Annotated in this window: 15 protein-coding genes; 7 read left to right on the forward strand and 8 right to left on the reverse strand. The window is 68.3% G+C overall.

Annotated features, from left to right (window positions below):
• The first annotated feature begins 72 nt into the window (after positions 1 to 72).
• The gene (locus K2R93_10445) at positions 73 to 1,755 is read left to right on the forward strand and encodes an amidohydrolase (protein ID MBY0490247.1); all 1,683 of its coding nucleotides are present in this window, start codon (positions 73 to 75) and stop codon (positions 1,753 to 1,755) included.
• A gap of 35 nt (positions 1,756 to 1,790) precedes the next feature.
• Complete coding sequence (locus K2R93_10450) at positions 1,791 to 2,648, forward strand: sterol desaturase family protein (protein MBY0490248.1); 858 nt, start codon at positions 1,791 to 1,793, stop codon at positions 2,646 to 2,648.
• A gap of 40 nt (positions 2,649 to 2,688) precedes the next feature.
• Here K2R93_10450 and K2R93_10455 read toward each other — a convergent pair whose 3' ends face one another.
• Positions 2,689 to 4,647, reverse strand: coding sequence for a multicopper oxidase domain-containing protein (locus K2R93_10455; protein ID MBY0490249.1), 1,959 nt, complete (start codon positions 4,645 to 4,647; stop codon positions 2,689 to 2,691).
• A 211-nt stretch (positions 4,648 to 4,858) separates the two neighbouring features.
• Between K2R93_10455 and K2R93_10460 the strand changes: the two genes are divergently transcribed.
• Entirely contained in the window at positions 4,859 to 8,029 is a 3,171-nt protein-coding gene (locus K2R93_10460) for a glycosyl hydrolase (GenBank protein MBY0490250.1), read from the forward strand.
• Positions 8,030 to 8,179: 150 nt separating this feature from the next.
• On the opposite strand, the gene K2R93_10465 is transcribed toward K2R93_10460, so the two are convergent.
• Both K2R93_10465 and K2R93_10470 read right to left on the reverse strand, forming a co-directional pair.
• Positions 8,180 to 8,992 (reverse strand): ATP-binding cassette domain-containing protein, encoded by an 813-nt coding sequence (locus K2R93_10465; protein ID MBY0490251.1) that lies wholly within the window; start codon positions 8,990 to 8,992, stop codon positions 8,180 to 8,182.
• Positions 8,989 to 10,923, reverse strand: coding sequence for a hypothetical protein (locus K2R93_10470; GenBank protein ID MBY0490252.1), 1,935 nt, complete (start codon positions 10,921 to 10,923; stop codon positions 8,989 to 8,991). Before K2R93_10470 ends, K2R93_10465 begins: the two co-directional genes overlap by 4 nt.
• A 196-nt stretch (positions 10,924 to 11,119) precedes the next feature.
• Here K2R93_10470 and K2R93_10475 point away from each other — a divergent pair, with 196 nt between their 5' ends.
• Entirely contained in the window at positions 11,120 to 11,965 is an 846-nt protein-coding gene (locus K2R93_10475; GenBank protein MBY0490253.1) for a hypothetical protein, read from the forward strand.
• Positions 11,966 to 11,971: 6 nt separating this feature from the next.
• Here the strand turns inward: K2R93_10475 and K2R93_10480 are convergent, their stop codons facing one another.
• Positions 11,972 to 12,304 carry a hypothetical protein gene (locus K2R93_10480; protein ID MBY0490254.1) on the reverse strand — a complete coding sequence of 111 codons (333 nt, stop codon included), beginning with the start codon at positions 12,302 to 12,304 and terminating at the stop codon, positions 11,972 to 11,974.
• A gap of 19 nt (positions 12,305 to 12,323) precedes the next feature.
• On the opposite strand from K2R93_10480, the gene K2R93_10485 reads away from it, so the two are divergent.
• On the forward strand, positions 12,324 to 12,704 hold the full coding sequence (locus K2R93_10485) for an NUDIX domain-containing protein (protein ID MBY0490255.1): 381 nt from the start codon (positions 12,324 to 12,326) through the stop codon (positions 12,702 to 12,704).
• Positions 12,705 to 12,736: 32 nt separating this feature from the next.
• Here the strand turns inward: K2R93_10485 and K2R93_10490 are convergent, their stop codons facing one another.
• Genes K2R93_10490 through K2R93_10500 form a run of 3 tightly spaced genes read right to left on the reverse strand, consistent with a single transcriptional unit; the run spans position 12,737 to position 15,700 of the window.
• Positions 12,737 to 14,407 carry a serine/threonine protein kinase gene (locus tag K2R93_10490; GenBank protein MBY0490256.1) on the reverse strand — a complete coding sequence of 557 codons (1,671 nt, stop codon included), beginning with the start codon at positions 14,405 to 14,407 and terminating at the stop codon, positions 12,737 to 12,739.
• 4 nt (positions 14,408 to 14,411) lie between these two features.
• Positions 14,412 to 14,684, reverse strand: a complete 273-nt coding sequence (locus K2R93_10495) for a metal-binding protein (GenBank protein MBY0490257.1) — start codon at positions 14,682 to 14,684, stop codon at positions 14,412 to 14,414.
• A gap of 47 nt (positions 14,685 to 14,731) precedes the next feature.
• Complete coding sequence (locus K2R93_10500) at positions 14,732 to 15,700, reverse strand: AraC family transcriptional regulator (protein ID MBY0490258.1); 969 nt, start codon at positions 15,698 to 15,700, stop codon at positions 14,732 to 14,734.
• Positions 15,701 to 15,837: 137 nt separating this feature from the next.
• Between K2R93_10500 and K2R93_10505 the strand changes: the two genes are divergently transcribed.
• Together K2R93_10505 and K2R93_10510 are read left to right on the forward strand one after the other, a co-directional pair.
• The gene (locus K2R93_10505) at positions 15,838 to 16,683 is read left to right on the forward strand and encodes an NAD(P)H-binding protein (protein MBY0490259.1); all 846 of its coding nucleotides are present in this window, start codon (positions 15,838 to 15,840) and stop codon (positions 16,681 to 16,683) included.
• Positions 16,684 to 16,822: 139 nt separating this feature from the next.
• Positions 16,823 to 17,233 carry a hypothetical protein gene (locus tag K2R93_10510; protein ID MBY0490260.1) on the forward strand — a complete coding sequence of 137 codons (411 nt, stop codon included), beginning with the start codon at positions 16,823 to 16,825 and terminating at the stop codon, positions 17,231 to 17,233.
• A gap of 27 nt (positions 17,234 to 17,260) precedes the next feature.
• Here the strand turns inward: K2R93_10510 and K2R93_10515 are convergent, their stop codons facing one another.
• Entirely contained in the window at positions 17,261 to 18,634 is a 1,374-nt protein-coding gene (locus K2R93_10515) for a M20/M25/M40 family metallo-hydrolase (GenBank protein ID MBY0490261.1), read from the reverse strand.
• Positions 18,635 to 18,711 lie beyond the last annotated feature (77 nt).

An 18,711-nucleotide genomic window follows, 5' to 3' on the forward strand; every position in this document is an offset into this window, starting at 1 on the left:
AGCGGGAAGCGATGCTGCACAACTTGCCGCCGTTGGCTTGCGGACGACAGCCCGAACTCGCAGCATAGCGCCATGACCCGTGCGCTGATTCCCCTGCTGCTCGCCGCGTCCGCGCTCCGCGCCCAGTCGGCCGATGCCGTCGCGGATGCCATCTACGTGAACGGTCGTATCTGGACCGGTGATCCGGCGCAGCCGGCCGCGACCGCGCTGGCGGTGCAGGGCGGGCGCCTGATCCGCGTGGGCAGCGACAGCGCGGTCCGGGCGCTCGCCGCCGCGAATACGCGGGTGGTGGATCTCCAGGGCCATCGGGTCGTCCCGGGATTCATCGACAGTCACTGGCACCTGTCGTCGAATGCCGCGGTCGATCTCACCGACGCTGGCTCACCCGACTCCATCGTGGCGCGGCTCCGGCGCGCGGCGCAGCGGTTGCCGGCCGGGCAGTGGCTGCGCGGGCGCGGCTGGACGCCCAGTGACTTCCCGGGCAATGCCGCGCACAAGCGCTATCTCGACGCGGCGTTTCCCAACCGGCCGGTCTATCTCACCGATCGCGATGGGCATCAGGCACTGGTGAACAGTGAAGCGCTGCGGCGCGCGGCGCTCACCGCCGCCACGGCCGATCCGCCGCGCGGGGTGATCGAGCGGGAAGCGGGCGGAGTGCCCACCGGGCTGCTCAAGGAAGGCGCCAGCGGCCTCGTGAGCCGCATCATTCCGCCCCCGACGCGCGCCGACATCGCCCGGCGTATCGACGACGAAACGCGCAAAGCGACGGCCCTCGGGCTCACCTTCGTGCAGGAGGCGAGTCCGCGCGAGCCCACCGATGTGGTCGTGTCGCTCCTGCAGGCGGCCGCGGCCGCCGACACGCTGCGTCTGCGTTGGCGGCAGGCGCTCCCCTTCAAGCCGACCGTCACCGCCGCCGAGCTGCGTCGCTATCGCGCGCTGTCGGACAGCACCCGCGGCCCGCTGCTGCGCTTTGGGATCGCGAAGGGGATGCTCGACGGCACCGTCGATGCCAAGACCGCCGCGATGCTCGAGCCCTACGCCGGGACCGATGCCACCGGACTCCCGTTCTGGCCGGCGGCGACGGTCAACGGCACCGTGGCGCGCTACGACAGCGCCGGTCTGCAGGTCGAGCTGCATGCGATCGGCGACAAGGCCATCCGTCTGGCGCTTGACGCCTATGGGGTGGCGGCGGCGCGCAACAAGACGAGCGGTCGCCGTCATCGGGTGGAGCACATCGAAGTCCCTGACCCGCGCGACGTGCCGCGCTTCAAGGCGCTGGGGGTCATCGCGAGCACGCAGGCGATCTTCGCCACGCCCGATGTCACCACGCTCACCAACTACGCGCCGCTCCTCGGCCCCACGCGCGCGGCGCGCTCGAACAACTTCCGGCAGTTCGACGACGCTGGCGCCGTGCAGGCGTTCGGCAGCGACTATCCGGTGTTTTCGATGGATCCGATGCTCGGCATCTACACGGCCGTCACGCGCATGACCCCGCAGGGGACGCCGGCGGGCGGATGGTATCCCGCCGGGCGCATCAGTGTGGAGGCGGCGCTCCGCCACTACACGCGCGACGCGGCGTACGCGGCGTTTCGCGAGACCGAACTCGGGGTGCTGCGCGCCGGCATGCTTGCCGACTTCGTGGAACTGTCCGAGGACATTCTCTCGATCCCTCCGGCGCGGCTGCTGCAGGCGAAGGTTCGGCGCACGGTGGTGCGGGGACGCGAAGTGCACGTCGCGGCGACGTCGTCCCGCTGAGATCACGATGACATCCACCAACCGGATGGTGCCGCATGACGCCTGATCTGCAAACGGTGCAATTGCTCAGCGTCACGGGCATCTTTCTGCTGTTCGGGCTCGCCGAGGTGGCCATCGGCAAGTTCTTTGCGCCCGAGGCGGGACGCGAAGACAACCGACTTGATGTGGCCGTTGGGATCATGTTCCCGATCGTTTCGGGCAGTGTGTTCGCCGCGTCGCGCGCGCTCTGCGCCTGGTGGATGCCAACGATGCGCGACGCCTGGGCCGACTGGCCGGCGTGGGCCATGGTGCTCGTCCTGCTTGTTGCGGACGACTTCACCCAGTACTGGTGGCACCGCCTCTCGCATACCTCGGTGATGTGGCCCCTGCACCGCGCCCATCACTCGGCGGCCTACATGAGCGTGCGGGTGGTGTACCGGAACAATCTGTTCTACTACGCGATGATGCCCGGCCTGTGGCTCAGCGGCGCGCTGCTTTATCTGGGCTTCGGCTGGACGTTCGTGTGGTACAGCGTGGTGAAGCTGCTGGTCATCATCGGCGCGCATTCAGCCATCCGATGGGATCGCTGGTTGTATCGCTATCGATGGTTGCACCCCCTGGCGTGGGTCGTGGAGCGCACGATCTCCACGCCGGCCACGCACTTCGCGCATCATGCGCTCACGCAGGATGACGGCATCGGCCTCTATCAGGGCAACTACGGCAACCTGCTGTTTCTGTGGGATGTGCTGCTTGGCACCTCGCGCATCACCCGCCAGTATCCGCCGGCATACGGCCTCAAGGACGACCGACGGCACGGGTCGGAGCGCTGGTATCACCAGCTGCTCTATCCGCTCGTTCGCTCACGGCGCGCGGAAACGGTACTCGGCACCGAGCGCCATCTGCCGGTGGACTGATTCTGAGCGACAGACACGCCGCGGCGCACGCGGCGTGCCCTCACTGCGGCCGCGGGCGCGCTCCCGTCCGCGGCGTCGGTTTGGTGACCGTCAGTCGCTGCACCGCGTGCCACCCCCCATCATCGGCGAGTACATCCAGCACCCACTCGCCCGGCATCGGGGGCGTGAAGGTAAAGTCGGCGGTCTGCCCGGGCCCCATGCGGGTCTGCGCCAGTGTCGGCACACGCAGCGCCACCGGGAGATCGGCGCCATCCTTGGCGATCGGGGTCCAGCGGCCGGTGCTCTGCGCCGTGGGGGACTCGCTGCGCAGGCGCACAGTGACGGTCCAATCGGGATGCAGCATCACGACCCGCAGCCGATGGGTTTCCCCCGCGGTGAGCGTGAGCGGTGCGGGGGTCGGGCTGCCGTTGACCACGCCGTACGGGCTTTCGAAGAACCGTTCAACCCAGGGACCGGCGCCGCCAATCACCACGAGATGATCGTGCGCGAGATCGCGGGGCCCGTCGGTGACGAGCAACGCGCCATACAACCCCGCGAGCATCTGGCCGCGGTCATTGAAGTGCGTGTGATACGGATACGTCCCCGCGCGCGGTGGCGTGAATTCGGCGGCGAAGGAATCGCGCGGCGAGACCTGCGTGAAGAGCCGCGTGCCATAGCCGCTGAAATTCGGCACGCCATCGGGGAAGCTCTCGATCTCCAACCCGTGCCAGTGAATCGCGGTGGGCTCCTGCAGGTTGTTGTGCACCATGATGCGCACGGGCTGGCCGCGCTGCAGCTCGATCACCGAGCTCGGAAACACGACCGAGTCGGGCGCGGGCGGCTTCGGGCCCTGCTGCAGCACATAGCTCTGCAGCGTGCCACTCGCGAACAACACCCCCGGCTTCTCCTGCGCAAAGAGATGCATCGTGCGCGCGCCGGCCATGGAGGGTTCCACATAGTCCGGGCGGGGCTTCACCGTGAAGCCAAGGACGAGCCCCCGCATGTGCTCTTCATTCGCCGCCATCGCGGCATGGTCATGCGAGACGGCGGCGGCGGCCGGTGCGGCCGGCGCCCCTTCGTACGTGGCACCGGTGAGCGTGACGCTTTCGTCGATATGAAAAGCGAAGTGGCAGTGATAGAGCCAGTTCCCCGGACGCGACGCCACGAACGACAGGGTGTAGGTGCCGAGTGCGGGGATGAGATCGGTATTGGAGAGCAGCTGCTTGGCGGCCGGAATGGGCGTGTCGACGCGCCCGTCGCCTTGCGACTCGAGGCGATAGTAGAAGCCGTGCAGGTGCATCGGATGATTGAAGCCGATGGTGTTGATCACCCGGAAGCGCACGGTGTCGCCCTGCGTGAACGCCAGCCGCGGCGTATGCGGCCACCCTTTGCCATTGATGACGGTGACCGTCTCGGCGGCGCGGGAGTTCGCGGCCGGATAAAACCACTCGGAGAGCAGCAGGATGTAGTCATCGGTCCGCGCCCCCGGCGCATCGACGACGATGGCGCCGTTGAGCTGGCCGTCCTTGAAGACGCGAAACGGATGATCCGCGAACGTGCCCTGGTAGTAGAAGGTCCCGGGCGTGGTGAAGCGAACCTCCACGTTGCGCGTGGCGCCGGCGGCGACGCGGATCGTGTCGGTCCCCGGTCGTGCGCCGGGGCGGAGGCCGCTGATCACCAGCGCGCTGTCGGTGCGATTGCGCAGCGTGAGCACCATCGTGGTGCCCTGCCGCACGCGAATGAGCGGACCGGGAACACTGGGCGCTCGGCCGGACTCGGCGAAGGCCAGCACGGGCACTTCGGGATCCGTCTTGCCCTCGGGGCGCCACGCGCCTTCGACGATGTCCATCCCCAGTGTGAGGCGGGTGCCCACGAGCTGACCGGCCGGCACGCGGTTGTCCTGCGCCACGGTGCGGACCGCGGTGGGGGCAACGCGCGGCAGCGGCACGCGCGGGGCGTGGGCCTGCGACACGACCTGCATCTGCGCGAGCAGCATGACCCGAAGCACTGCGGCAATCATCGTCGGAACTCCAATTCAGCCGTTGGCGGCGGCAAGGTTGCCATCGGCGCCTCCCCATGGAGCGCCCGTGCGAGCGTTCAGCCGCCTCACGCGTTAATCTCGGAGAGATCTTCCCTTTCCGCTCAGTTCGGGCGGTGAGGTGTTGTTCACCCTCACGCATCCACCCGTGCGTTCCCATCGCATTCTTTCAGCAGCCTCGGCTGTAGCCCTCGTGGCGGCAGCGACGGCCCTCCCCGCGCAGGGGCGCGGCGGCCGGGGCGGCGGGCAGGCGCCCGCTGCCGATACCAGCTTTGGCGTCTCCTGGCGCAACATCGGTCCCAATCAGGCTGGCCGTATGGTCGCGGTCGCCGGGTCCACGGCCCGCCCCGACGAGTGGTACATGGGCACCACCGGCGGTGGCGTCTTCAAGAGCACCGATGGCGGCAAGACCGCCTTCCCGGTGACCGACGCCTACTTCGGCGGCACGATCGGCGCGCTCGCCGTGCAGCAGAGCAATCCGGATGTCGTCTGGGCTGGCGGCGGGGAAACGCCCATCCGCGGCAACGTCTCGCACGGCGAAGGCGTGTGGAAGAGCACCGACGCCGGCAAGACGTGGCAGTACATGGGGCTCAAGGAAACGCAGTACATCTCGCGGATCCGCATCCACCCCGACAACCCGGACATCGTGTACGTCGGCGCGCTGGGCCATGTGTTCGGCCCGAACAAGGAGCGCGGCGTCTATCGCACGACCGACGGTGGCAAGACGTGGAAGAATATTCTCTTCCGCAATGACTCGACGGGTGTGGCGGACATGATCATGGATCCGTCGAACCCCAAGACGATCTACGTCACGTTCTGGCAGGCCGGCCGCAAGCCGTGGATGCTCGTCTCCGGTGGCGCGCACAGCGGCATCTTCAAGACCACCGACGGTGGCGACACGTGGACCGAGATCACGCGCAACCCCGGGCTCCCCAAGAGTGGCCCGCTGGGCGCGATCGGCATCACGGTGAGCCCGGCCAAGCCGAGCCGCCTGTGGGCGATCATCGAGCACGAGCCGAACGGCGGCGTGTATCGCAGCGATGACGCCGGTGCGACGTGGACGTTCATGACCGGCGACCGCAATCTGCGGCAGCGGTCGTGGTACTACTCCAAGCTGTACGCCGATCCGAAGGACACCAACGTCGTGTATGCGCCGCAGGTGAGCCCGATGATCTCGAAGGACGGCGGCAAGACGTTCACGCGCGGCTTTGGTGGCGGCGACAACCACGACATGTGGATTGACCCCACCGATCCCAAGCGCATCGCGGTGGCGCACGACAACGGCCTCATCGTGACGAAGGATGGTGGCACCAACGCGAATCGCGTGGCCGCGGCGACGGGGCAGTACTACCACGTGCATCTGACGAACCACTTCCCGTACCATGTGTGCGGCGCGAAGCAGGATGCCGGCTCGAGCTGCGGCCCGGTGCGCGCGGCGGCGAATTTCGGCGGGCGTGGTGGCTTTGGTGGCCCGGCGGCGCCGGCGGCAGCGCCGGGGGGCTACAGCGAGTTCTACGGCGTGGCGGGTGGCGAGAGCGGCTACATCTCGAGCAACCCGAAGGATCCGGACATCATGTACGGCGCGAACTACGGCGGCAGCATGGACCGCCTGAATCGCCGCACCGGCAAGACCGACGCCATCGATCCGTGGCCGCTCAATCCGATGGGTCACGACGCGAAGGACTCCAAGTATCGTTTCCAGTGGACGTATCCGATCGTGCATTCGCCGCACGATGCGAACACGATCTACGTGGGCTCCAACGTCGTGTTCCGCTCCACGAACGGTGGCAACACCTGGACGCCCATCTCGAAGGACCTCACCCGCAACGATCCGCGCACGCTGGGCGCGTCGGGCGGCCCGATCACGAAGGACCAGACGAGCGTCGAGTACTACGGCACGGTGTTCACGATCGCCGAGTCGAAGCTCACGAAGGGGTTGATCTGGACGGGCTCCGACGACGGGTTGCTCTATGTATCGCGCGACAATGGTGCGACGTGGAAGAACGTCACGCCCAAGGGGCTGCCGGAGTGGATGCGTTGGTCGATCATCGAAGCGAGCCCGCACAACCCGGGCACCGCGTGGGTGGCCGGCAATCGCTATCAGATGGATGACTTCGCGCCGTATCTCTTCAAGACGACCGACTACGGCGTGACGTGGACGAAGATCGTGAACGGCATCGCGCCGGATCACTTCACGCGCGCGATTCGCGAAGATCTGCATCGCCCGGGGATGGTGTACGCGGCGACCGAGCGCGGCATGTACGTGTCGTACGATGCGGGCGCCAACTGGCAGAGCCTGCAGAAGAACCTGCCGCCGGTGCCGGTACACGATGTCATGCTCCGCGACGACGACATCGCGATCGCCACGCATGGCCGCGCGTTCTGGGTGATGGAGAACCTCACGCCGCTGCGCTGGGCGCCCGAAGCCGACAAGGCGGCGGGGAACGCGCCGTTCCTCTACAAGCCGGTGCCGTTCTATCGCCTCAACGGGCAGGCGCAGCCGACGTTCACCTATCGTCTGCCCGCCGACTCGATGGTCGTGAAGTTCGAGTTCTATGATGCGGCCGGAAAGCTCGTGGGCACGGCGGCGAGCAACGACACCACCACGGCGCAGCCGGCGGGGCGTGGCGGCGGCTTTGGTGGCTTTGCCGGTGGCCCTGCGAAGCCTGGTAACCGGAAGGGCGTGAACCGCTTCACGTATACCATGCGCCACGACAACGCGAAGACGTTCCGCGGCATGATCACGTGGGCCGGCAGCGGCAACGGCCCCGCGATGGCGCCGGGCACGTACCGTGTGCGCATGACGGCGGGCACCAGCGCGCCCATCTCCTACGAGTTCAAGCTCCTCCCCGATCCGCGCGCCGATGCCACCGAAGCGGATCTCAAGGAACAGGTGCGCTTCGCGCTCGAGGTCCAGCAGAAGATCACGAAGGCCAACGAAGGCGTCATCGAGAGCCGCAATCTCAAGACCGATCTCAAGGATCGCGCGCCCAAGATGACGAGCGATGCCACATTCGGTCCGCTCGCCGATTCGTTCGCCGACGCGCTCAACGTCGTGGAAGACTCGCTCTACCAGACGAAGAATCAGTCGGGGCAGGATCCGCTCAACTTCCCGATCCGCCTGAACGACCAGCTGGGCGGTCTGATGGGCTTCATCATGCAGGGCGAGCGGCGCCCGCCCAAGCAGGCGTATGATGTGTGGTCGGTGCTCGGCCCCAAGACCGATGCCGAGCTCACGAAGCTGGAGACGGTGATCACCACGAACCTGCCGAAGATCAACGCCAAGCTGAAGGCGGCGGGGCAGAAGGAGATCACGCGCAGCAAGAATGAACCGGCGACGCCGGTCCGACCGATTACGCCGTGATCTGAAAGTCCGGTGTGAACGGAAGGGTCATTAACCCCTGAGAGTTCAGGGCGTAGAACGTCAGGGGGGAGAGCTCAGGACAGCCACCGCGGTCCTGAACTCTCCCCCCTGACGTTCTCCCCCCTGACCCCTCGGGGGTTCAGTCGGAACTCAGATGTCCGAGGCGCCCGCCGCGAGCTCCTGCGTATATCGCATCTCCGCCGTATACCGCAGCTGCGCAAACCGCGCCAGCAAATCCGCCTCCGTCACGCCGGTGCGCTCGGCGCCGACCAGGTCGGCGACGATGGTGCCACGGTGCACCATCACCGTGCGGTCGCCGAAGCGCACCGCGTGCTCCATGCTGTGGGTGACCATCAGCGCGGTGAGCTGCTGGCTGCGCACCAGATGCTCGGAGACCTGCATGACCTGTTCGGCGGCACGCGGATCCAGTGCGGCGGTGTGTTCGTCGAGCAGCAGGAGCGCCGGGCGCTTGAGGGTGGCCATGAGCAGCGTGATGGCCTGACGCTGGCCGCCGCTGAGCGTGCCCATGAGCGCGTCGACGCGATGCTCGAGATGGAGGCCCAGCGAGGCCAGCTGCTCACGGTAGGCGTCGCGGGTGCGGCGCGTCAGTCCGAGCTGCAATCCGCGCCGCTCACCGCGTCGCGCCGCGAGGCGCAGGTTCTCGCCCACCGTCATGGAGGGACACGATCCCTTGAACGGATCCTGAAAGACGCGACCGATGAGCGCGGCGCGCGTGTGCTCCGCCTGGTGGGTGACGTCCGTCCCGGCAATCCGAATGCTGCCTTCGTCCACCGCGAACGTGCCGGCAATGGCGTTGAGCACGGTGCTCTTGCCCGAGCCATTGGTGCCGATCACGGTGAGGAACTGCCCGGCGGGCATCGTGAGCGACACGCCGCGAAGGGCGCGCACCCGATCGCCGCCGGGCTGATCGAAGGTCTTCACGAGATTCGTGAGCTCAATCATGACGCGCGCCCTCCCGGGAAGAGGCGCCGGCGGAGCGCCGGCGCCGTCAGTGTCAGCAGCACGAAGCCCGCGGTGGCGAGTTTGAGATCAACCGGGTCGAGCCCAATGCGCAAGGCGAGCGCAATGAGCAGCCGGAAGAGAATGGCTCCGACCGCCGCCATGGCAATCGTGGTCCCGAGGCGCTGCGTGCGGCGTTGCAACGTTTCGCCGAGAATCACGGCGGCCATACCGGCGACAAGCGTGCCCACGCCCATCGTGACATCGGCAAAGCCCTGGTACTGCGCGATCAGCGCGCCCGAGAGCGCCACCAGGCCGTTCGCGAGGGCCAGCCCGAACTCCACCATGCCGCGGCGATCCACGCCCTGGGCGGTGATCATCGCGGCGTTGTCGCCGACCGCCCGCAGCGCCATGCCGAAGACGGTGCGCAGGAACCAGGTGAGCGTCACCCCCAGGAGCAGCGCGAGCAGCGCAAACACGGCGCCGAAGGTGGCATCACTCGACCACGACGCCATCGCCGGCACGAGGGTGCGCAGCTGCGTGGCGACGGTCGCCTGATCGAGCAGTGAGAGATTCGAGCGCCCCATCACGTGCAGATTCACCGAGTAGAGCGCGGTCATGACGAGAATGCCGGCGAGCAGTTCCGCGACGGCAAAACGGGTGTGCAGCACGCCGGTGACATAGCCTGCGGCCATGCCGACGACGAGTGCGGCCAGCGTGGCGAGCCACGGGTTGAGGCCAGCCAGGATGCCCATGGCACACACGGCGGCACCGAGCGGCAGCGTGCCGTCGGGGGAGATGTCCGGAAAACGCAGCACGCGTGACGCGATGTACACGCCCCACGCGAGCGAACTGAACGCCAACCCCAGCACCACCGCCGAAAACCAGAACGCCCACGGTGAGGTCGCCGCGGGGGCGGCTGCGCTCGCGTTCGCGGGAACCGGTGTCGCGGCGCGCGACGCCGCCGAATCGCCCGCGAGCGGAATCACTTTGGCGGCGCGCTGTACGATGGAGTCGGCGATCGTCACGCCAAAGTCGCGGGCGGCCCGCAGATCGATGATCAGCTGATCCTTTGCGGTGACAGCGAATGGCACCGTGGCGGGATCGGCGCCGCGCAGCACCTTGATGAGCAACAGCCCCTGGCTGTAGCCGTTGTCGTAGAAGCTGTTCCCCAGCGCCATCGGGGCGCCGACATACCCGGTATTCGAGGGCACCACGGGCATGTGCAGTTCCCGCGCGGCCTTGATGAGCGCCGAGAAGCCGCCGCCAATCATGATGCTCGGGATCTGCATGATGCCATCGACGCCCTGAGCGCGAAGCGCCTGCACCCCGGTCGCGATGTCCTGTGGACTGGTGCAGGCGACCAGCACGAAGCGGATCCCGAGCGCCTTCGCCGTTTCGCGCGCCATCGTCATGTAGTGCTCGGCGAACGGATCGGCGGGATCGTACAGCGTGCCCCACACCTTCGCGGCGGGAAACGCGCGCACCGCGAGGGCGAGCGCCGAGTCCGCCGGCTGAGGAATGGCCGCGCCCGTCACCGTGGGTCGATGGGAGGTAGGACTCGTCCCCGCCCCGATGACGTACGGATTCGCCACGGCGCCAAACACAATCGGGCGATCGGTGATGATCTTGAGCGCGGTCTGTGTCGCCACCGAGGAGAGCGGCGCCACATGCGTCACCCCCTGCCGAAGGAATTCGTTCAGGATGAGCGACAACGTGGGGATATCGCCCTGCGCGTTGCGCTCGATGATCCGGATGTTCCGATCCGCGACAAACCCGGAGTCGGCGAGTGCCTGATGGAGGCCCGCGCGGGTTTCGTCGAGGATCGCCAGCGAGGAGACCTGGACGATCCCAACGACCGGACGGTTCGCCGGTGGCGCAGCGCTCCGGGAGCAGGCGGCCAGGGCCAGCGCGGCCGGCAACAGGGGACGCACGGCGCGGCGTACGACGCGTTGAAGATTCAGCAGCGGATCCTCGTCGATCGCTGGAAAGTGGAGAGTGCGGCAGCTGGGACGAAAAGAATACGATCCGGCTCACAACTTTGCGCTCGGCGGGTATACTCCCGCGTAGTGCTCCCAATGGTGCAGGTCGCGAATAATCCGACCAGTCGCAACGTCCCTCTTGGTGCTCATGTCGCAGGAAGCGGTCGTCTACACGGTCAATCTCATCATCGGCGTCATTCTGGCCGCGGTGATGAGTCAGCACTGGCGGCTGGAAGCCGGCGGCCTCTCGCTGCGCTTCTGGATCGTGGCCGCGTGGGTGCTGACGGGTGCGGACCTGCTCTTTGTGTTGCGCGGGGCCAGCGCCCCGCCGCTGCTGCGCGCGCTGCCGACGTTGGCGGTCACCGCCGGACATGCGCTGTTGCTGCTGGCGGCCCAACAGGTCACCGGCCGCGCGCCAATGCGCCGCGTCGCCGTCGCTGTCGTGCTGGGGCACGCCGCCCTGCTCCTGGGCTACATGACGGTGCCTGGACTGAGTGGCTGGCGCACGATCACCAACGGCATCGTCTGGGGCGCGCTGACGTTGTGGGCGGCGGCGATGCTCTGGGAGTCACCGGCGCCACTCACCCGGATGCTCCGGGTACCGGCCATCGTGCTCGCGGCGCACGGCGGCTTTCACGCCATGCGCATCACGCTCGCCACGCAGGTGCTGGCCGAGCCCGGCAGCGGCACGGCGGGGCTGGTGCAGCTCCTCGGTGACTTCGAGGTCAGCCTGTTCATGGTGAGCCTCTTCGTCTCCGTGCTCGTGGCCTTCCTTCGGCAGAGCAACGCCGAGCTGCAGGCCGCGCTCGACAACGTGCGGCAGCTGTCGGGGATGCTCCCGCTGTGCGCGTGGTGCAACAAGGTGCGCAACGACGACGGCTACTGGCAGCGCATCGAACAGTATCTCGCCACGCACAAGGTCAGCGTGACGCACGCGCTGTGCGAAAGCTGTGCGGAGCAGCAGATCGCGGAGCTCGAGCGCACCCCCGGCTAGCACGCGCTAGGGCATCGGCGGCTTTGTCGGCGCTTTGGCCGGGGCCTTGGCCGGTCGCGTCATCGCGCGGTTGATGCGACGCTTCTCCGCGGCCGACAGACCGACCGTCGGCTTGGGCGGCAGGACCACGGGAGCGGGCTGCGCCTCGAGGGCCGTCTTCGACGGCGTGAGCGAGGGGGCCGGCGGCACGCTGTCCTTGGTCGGCGGCGCGGGCTTGGCCGCCGCCCCGCCCCGCAGTCCAGCGGGCTTGATGGCCTGCGCCTGCGACGCCGCGGGGGCGGTCAGTCCGATCGCCAGCAGGAGGCCGGCGCCGATCGCGAGATGAGAAGGGGTCGTCATGCCGCTAATATGCGCCGTCATGACCCAACGTGTCGTTGCCGCCGTCGTGCGCCGTGGGGCGCAGCTGCTCGTGTGCCAGCGCCCGGCCCACAAGCGGCATGGCGGACTCTGGGAGTTTCCCGGCGGGAAGTGCGAGCCCGGGGAATCGGATCATGACGCCACCGCGCGTGAGCTCGATGAAGAACTCGGAGTCACCGTGCGCGCCGTGGGCGCACCGCTCTTCACGGCGCACGACGAGGGATCACCGTTTGAGATCGTCTTCCTGCCGGTCGAGATCGACGGCGAACCGGAGCGGCGTGAACACGATGCCCTCTGCTGGGGCACGCCGGCCGAGCTGTTGCAGCTCCCGCTCGCGCCGAGCGACGATCGCTTCGTGCGGTCGCTCGTGCCGTGGGCGTGATCGGCTGATCGGCTGATCGCCGATCGCCGGTGCTACTCGCGCGTCATGTCGTACGCGAGGTCGTACAGCATGACGTCGACGATGCCGATGAACACCTGCAGGAACAGTGCGCCCGAGAAGGCCATCCCGGCGACCGCGCCGAGCACGGGAAGGGCGCTGGCCGGTGCGACGGCCAGGACTCGCAACACGCCGATCGCGGCGAAGACCATGATGGTGGGGAGTACCGCGAGCGCGATGAGCTGCGCGATGGCCATCGTGGCAAACGCCCGGGTGGGCAGCACGGCCGCCATCCGCTCGAGGCGCTCGGGGGTACTCGTGGCGCCGCCGTGCCGGAAGCCGTCCACATAGGCGAGCATGTTGCGGAGTCCGTTGCCCTTGGCGGCCTTGCTGGTGGCCAGATAGCGGGTGAACGCCACGCGCAGCCAATCCAGGTAGAGCGCGGCCCCATCGCGTTCGCTTCCGGAGACGGCGCGAGCGGCCCCGCGCCAGGTGAGGCGGGCAAACGGTCGGCTACGCAGATCGCCAAACACCGCGGCGATGCTCGCCATCGCCATGGGCGTGGCGGCGAGCATGCCGCTCGGGACGATCATCAACCAGAGCACAGGCTGCAGGAGCCGCGGCGCCCAGGCGAAGAGCAGGTATCCGGCGGTCGCGAGTAACCCGGGCATCGCAAAGCAGAGCCCGAGCACCGACAACTCGGGCATCCGATCGGCGAAGACGCCGAGCGCGCGCCGCATGCTGTCGCCAAACCCCGAGGCATGCGCGCGCAACGCGGCGGCGAAGGCGGGGGCCGACTGAAAGCGCTCGGCGGGCGTCTTGGCGAGCGCACGACGCAGCACCGCATCCACCCCTGGCGGGATGGCGCGATCGGCGGGCAGCGCCGGCACCTCGGCGACGAAATGCTGCCGCAGGAGGGCCATCGTATCGCCCTGGAAGGGGAGCACACCCACCAGCATCTGGTAGACGACCACGCCGAGGCTGTAGAGGTCGCTCCGCCAATCGACGTCATCGCCGACACACTGCTCGGGCGACATGTAGGCCGGTGTGCCCACCGATTCGCCCACCTGCGTCGCCGGACCGTCGGTCTCGGGTCGTGCGCGCGGCGCGACCGCTGCTCGCTCGGGGAGTGCCGTGAGGCGCGCGTCGGCGGGCCGCTGCGCGAACTGCGCGTCGCGCAACTTGGCGATGCCGAAATCCAGCAGCGTCACGTGAAAGCCGCCACGCGCATCGGGCGTGAGCCAGATATTGGCGGGCTTGAGATCGCGATGCACCACACCGGCGTGATGCGCGGCGGCGAGCCCCTCGGCGACCTGCGCCACGATATCGACCACTTCGCGCAACGCCAGCGCGCCGCGCTCGTGCAGGACCTCCTCGAGGGTCTGCCCCGAGAGTCGCTCCATGACGAGATACGCGATGTCCTGCGTATCCACGCGATCGACGCCAAAATCGGTGACGTTGACGACGTGGCGATGCTGGATGCCCCCGGCGGCGCGCGCTTCGCGCGTGAATCGCTCGACGGCGAGCGGATCGGCCAGCAGCTCGGGGTGCACGATCTTGAGCGCGACATCGCGGCCGATGCCGACATGCTCCGCGAGGTAGACGGCGCCCATGCCGCCTTCACCGAGTCGACGCCCGATCCGGTACTTTCGCTCGAGGACCCGACCGGTCAGCGCGTCGGCGTCGGTCTGCAGCGGCGCCGCCAATCGCCTACTTCCCGCCCTTCGCCTTCCACTGGTCGTACTCCGCCGGCATGCACACGGCGCACGGGCGATAGCCGGCCGCGATCGCGGTGGCTTCGTCGGCAAAGAAGACGCGCTGCTGTTCGTAGCTGCGGCCGGTGCCCAGCGCCCGTCGCGCGGCCTTGCAGTCGAGGCGCCCGTAAATGCGATTCTTGCGGTGGCCGCCGATCGTGCCCTTGGTGGGGCTTGGGTACGGCGAGCCGTCGGGGCCGATCAGCGTGTAGAACGGTCTCTCAGTCATGGGCGAAAGGTAGCCGGGCCCCCTAGGGGCCCGCGCACGGGTGCCGTTCAGCCCGCGCCCACCGCGTCGCTGGCCCGCAGTCGCCACGGGATGTCCGCTTCGGCGGCATTCCGCCGCCGGAATTCGCCGGGCGATTCGCCCACGGCCTTCTTGAACGCCTTGGAAAACCCAAAGGCGTCCTGATAGCCCACGGCGAGCGCCACCTGCTCGAGCGTCTGCGTGCCGTCGGTGAGCAGCCGCATGGCGCGCTGCAGCCGCACCGTGCGGAGATAGGCGAGCGGCGTCTCGCCCATGGCATCGCGAAAGCGTTCGGCCAACACACTGCGCGAGAGCCCCACCGCGCGCGCCAGCGCCTCGAGTGTCCAGTCGCGCGCGAACTCCTGATGCAGGAGCGTGACCGCGTGCCGGATGTGTGGCTCACGCACCGCCTGGCTCCACCCGGACGCGCGGGCGCCCTGCTGCTCGACCACGACGCGCAGCAGCTGCGTGAAGAGCACATCGAGCAGGCCGTGCAACACGGTCTCCCGCCCCAACCCCTGCTGCCGCGCCTCCTCGGCGAGCATGGCCACGGTCAGCGACACGGGGCTGAGCGACAGTGTCCGTTCGGCGCGCAGCACGAACCAGGGGGGCAGTTCGGTGAAGAACGGATGCAGCGGGGCATTCCACAGCTGATAGGCACCACTGACCAGCGCGGCGCTGCTCTCCCCGGGGTGCGCCTCGCGCGGCTGCCCCGTGGGCGCGAGTGAGATGTCATCGACCGGCAACCCGGCGAGGGTGGCGGCCCCGCTCAGCAGATGCTCGCAGCCCCGGGCCATGATGGCGATATCGCCGGCCGCGAGCGCGATCGGGGCGGGCTCGCCCGGGGCGTGGATATAGGCGGTGCCCGTGAGCACCACGTGAAAGCCCACGCTGCGGTCGCAGGGGAAGCGCAGGGCCCGCGCCGCGGGCAAATGGTGCAGATCGAGCAGGCGCCGGCGCAGGCCGGATTCCCGGAACAGGTCGGTCAGGACGTCCATATCCCAAAGGTATCATTCTTCGGACGATTGGACAATAAATCGAGACTTTATGCCATTTTGCGTCTGTGAGGACCGGGCCATCATGGGTACGGGCGGGGCCGACTCCCGGCGCCGCATCTCTCGATCCGGAGTGGCAGATGTCGACGTACTTGGTGGTAGGGGCCAATGGGACCGTGGCGCACGAGGTCGCCCGTTTGCTGGAAGCGGCGGGGCATGTGGTCCGTCGCGGCACGAGCCGGGCGGCGGGGGCGGGGCAGGTGCATATCGATCTGGTGAGCGGCGCGGGCATCGATGACGCCCTGCGCGGCGTGGATGGCGCCTTCGTCTTCGCGCCGCCGGGCTACACCAATCAGGACGTGCTGCTGCCGCCGGTGTTTGCGGCCGCGCAGCGCCTGGGGGTGCGCAAGGTGGTCATGATGAGCGCCATGGGGGCCGATGCCAGCGACGAGGCGCCGATGCGGAAGGCCGAGTTGGCGCTCGAACGGTCGGGGGTCGCGTGGAACGTGATTCGCCCCAACTGGTTCATGCAGAACTTCCACACCTTCTGGCTGCACGGCATCACGCACCACAACGCCGTGCAGCTGCCGGTGGGTGACGCCCGGACGAGCTTCATCGATGCGCGCGATATCGCCGCGGTGGCGGCGGCGTTGCTCCAGCGCGCGGACTTCGACAATCAGGCGTTCGATCTGACGGGTGGCGCGTCGCTGACGCACGCCGAGGTGGCCGCGATCCTGTCACGCGAACTCGATCGCCCGATCCGCTTTGAGGACATCACCTCGGAGTCGATGCGTCCCGGGCTGCTCGCCGCGGGGCTCCCGGCCGACTACGTCGAGTTTCTCCTGCTGATTCTGTCGTATCTCAAGGCCGGCTACGCCGAGCGCACGACCGATGCGGTGGAGCGCATCACGGGGCGTGCACCGCGAACCTTCGAGGCGTATGCGCGCGATTTCCGCGCCGCTTATCCCTCGCCGGTGGCCGCCTGACGGTGACGACCCGTTCGTTCAGGGCGGGGGCCAACGGTAATTCGGTCGTATTGGCCCTTTGCGCGGCCCTCGCTCTCCCCTAGCTCTCAAGAGAGGCATTTTCGCACCTCAGGTGCGTTCTCTCGAGATGGATGGTCCCGTGGCAGCAAGCGTTTCGCATATCCGGCATTTCGTGCATTACCACGACTCGGAGGTGCTCGGGATCAATTTCGCGAAAGTCGCCTCGTGGAGCGTTCTCGCGAACAAGCGCGTGCGCGATCTCGCGGGCGACTTCGTGTGGATGATCGGCCGCGAGGCCGCCACCGCCGAGCACTATCTCTTCGGCCGCTTCCGTGTCGATAGCGACGCGCCGGGCAACCACGACCAGTTCAAGTACCGCATCTCGGGCCGCACCGGCCTGTGGCTCAAGCCGGCCGTGCCGCTCAGCGACCTGCCGTGGTTCAGCCGCCTCCAGCAGAAGCCGGCCGGCGGTTTCGTGGCGGTGACCGACGAGGAAGTCCTCGACGGCCTCCGCCACGTCGTGCATCCGCCCGTCGCCGCCGTCGCCTGACGCGCTCGGCGGAGCGGGCATCGCGGCTCAGCGCAGCGACTGCTCCAGATCCGCCGCGATGTAGGCCATCACCGCCATGACCGCCACGCACCGCTGGACCTCCTTGGGGTCCAGCTTGTCCGGGGTATCGGCATCGGTGTGGTGGAACCAGAAGTAGCGCGATCCGTCGACCTCGAGCCCCATGCCGGGGACGCCAGTTTGCATGATCGGCCCGATATCGGCGCCCCCGCCGCTCGGGCCGATTTTGTTGGCGCCGATGGGCGCCAGCAGGGACCCGATGGCCTCGACGACCTTCCGTGATTCGGCCGGGCCGGTAAAGCCGAAGCCGAGCGGCGAGAAGACGCCGCCGTCGCTTTCGATCGCGAGCTGGTGCACCTCGTTCTGGTGCGCGTCCTTGTAGGCCTGGCCGCCCTTGCCGCCATTTTCTTCGTTGGTCCAGCCGACCACGCGAATCGTGCGGCGCGGCGTGAGCCCGAGCTTCTTGAGCAGGCGAATCGCTTCCCACGCCACGACCACGCCCCCGGCGTCGTCCATCGCGCCCTGCCCCACATCCCATGAGTCGATGTGGCCGCCCATCACGACGATCTCGTCGGGCTTCTCACGCCCCACGAGTTCGCCCATCACGTTGTGGCTCTGCGCATCGGGGAGCGTCTTCGCGCTCATCCTGAGCGTGACGACCACCTTCTGCCCGCGCGCGATCATGCGCCGCATCATCATCGCGTCTTCGGCGGTGACACTCGCGTGCGGAATCTTCTTCACCGTGGAGTCGTAGCTCATGTTGCCGGTGTGCGGCGTGCGCATGCTGTACGGCCCCGCGGCGCGCGCGAGACTGGCGACCGCGCCCGCCTTGGCCGCCGCGATCGCGCCCTGCCGGCGGAACGCGCCGTTGTAGCCGTAGTCGCGCCACTCGGCGTCGTACAGCACAATCTTCCCCTTGGCTTCGGCCGCCCGTTGCGTGAGCTCCTCGAAGCTCGCCACCACCATCACCTCGGCGGTGATTCCCTGCGGCGGCGTGGCGATGCTGCCGCCCAGCCCCAGCATCGGGAGGGTCTGCATGCGCGGGGAGACCAGCGTGAGCGATTCGGCACCCCGCACCCAGTGCGGCACCATCGCCTTCTCCTTGCGCACATTGGCGAGACCATCGGCCTTCATCGTGGCGACGGTCCAGTCGATGGCCTGCTCGAGCGCCTTCGACCCGCTCAGCCGATGCCCGAACGTGTCGGTGAGTTCGGCAATCCGGTTCCACGCGGCGGCACTGTCGGCCTGCGCGGCGGCGATGATCCGAGTGGCCACGTCACGGTACTTCTCGGGGATTTGCGCGGCCGGTTGAGCGAAGAGCGTCGCGCGCGGGAGCGCGAGCAGGGCGGCGCTGAGCAGCGCGGCGGTACGGGGCATGGACATGGACGCAGGGGACGGGAACAGGGACACGGGGGGACGGGAACGCCGCCTCGCGGGGCGGGGCTGGAGCGTACCTTACC

The organism is Gemmatimonadaceae bacterium (genome assembly GCA_019752115.1).
Classification (GTDB): Bacteria; Gemmatimonadota; Gemmatimonadetes; order Gemmatimonadales; family Gemmatimonadaceae; genus Gemmatimonas.

What these genes read in the sequence shown, in the direction of transcription:
- K2R93_10455 (MBY0490249.1), bottom strand. Translation starts at nt 4,647, where the DNA reads ATGATTGCCGCAGTGCTTCGGGTCATGCTGCTCGCGCAGATGCAGGTC.
- K2R93_10485 (MBY0490255.1), top strand. Translation starts at nt 12,324, where the DNA reads ATGACCCAACGTGTCGTTGCCGCCGTCGTGCGCCGTGGGGCGCAGCTG.
- K2R93_10495 (MBY0490257.1), bottom strand. Translation starts at nt 14,684, where the DNA reads ATGACTGAGAGACCGTTCTACACGCTGATCGGCCCCGACGGCTCGCCG.
- K2R93_10445 (MBY0490247.1), top strand. Translation starts at nt 73, where the DNA reads ATGACCCGTGCGCTGATTCCCCTGCTGCTCGCCGCGTCCGCGCTCCGC.
- K2R93_10450 (MBY0490248.1), top strand. Translation starts at nt 1,791, where the DNA reads ATGACGCCTGATCTGCAAACGGTGCAATTGCTCAGCGTCACGGGCATC.
- K2R93_10465 (MBY0490251.1), bottom strand. Translation starts at nt 8,992, where the DNA reads ATGATTGAGCTCACGAATCTCGTGAAGACCTTCGATCAGCCCGGCGGC.
- K2R93_10515 (MBY0490261.1), bottom strand. Translation starts at nt 18,634, where the DNA reads ATGTCCATGCCCCGTACCGCCGCGCTGCTCAGCGCCGCCCTGCTCGCG.
- K2R93_10505 (MBY0490259.1), top strand. Translation starts at nt 15,838, where the DNA reads ATGTCGACGTACTTGGTGGTAGGGGCCAATGGGACCGTGGCGCACGAG.
- K2R93_10500 (MBY0490258.1), bottom strand. Translation starts at nt 15,700, where the DNA reads ATGGACGTCCTGACCGACCTGTTCCGGGAATCCGGCCTGCGCCGGCGC.
- K2R93_10475 (MBY0490253.1), top strand. Translation starts at nt 11,120, where the DNA reads ATGTCGCAGGAAGCGGTCGTCTACACGGTCAATCTCATCATCGGCGTC.
- K2R93_10480 (MBY0490254.1), bottom strand. Translation starts at nt 12,304, where the DNA reads ATGACGACCCCTTCTCATCTCGCGATCGGCGCCGGCCTCCTGCTGGCG.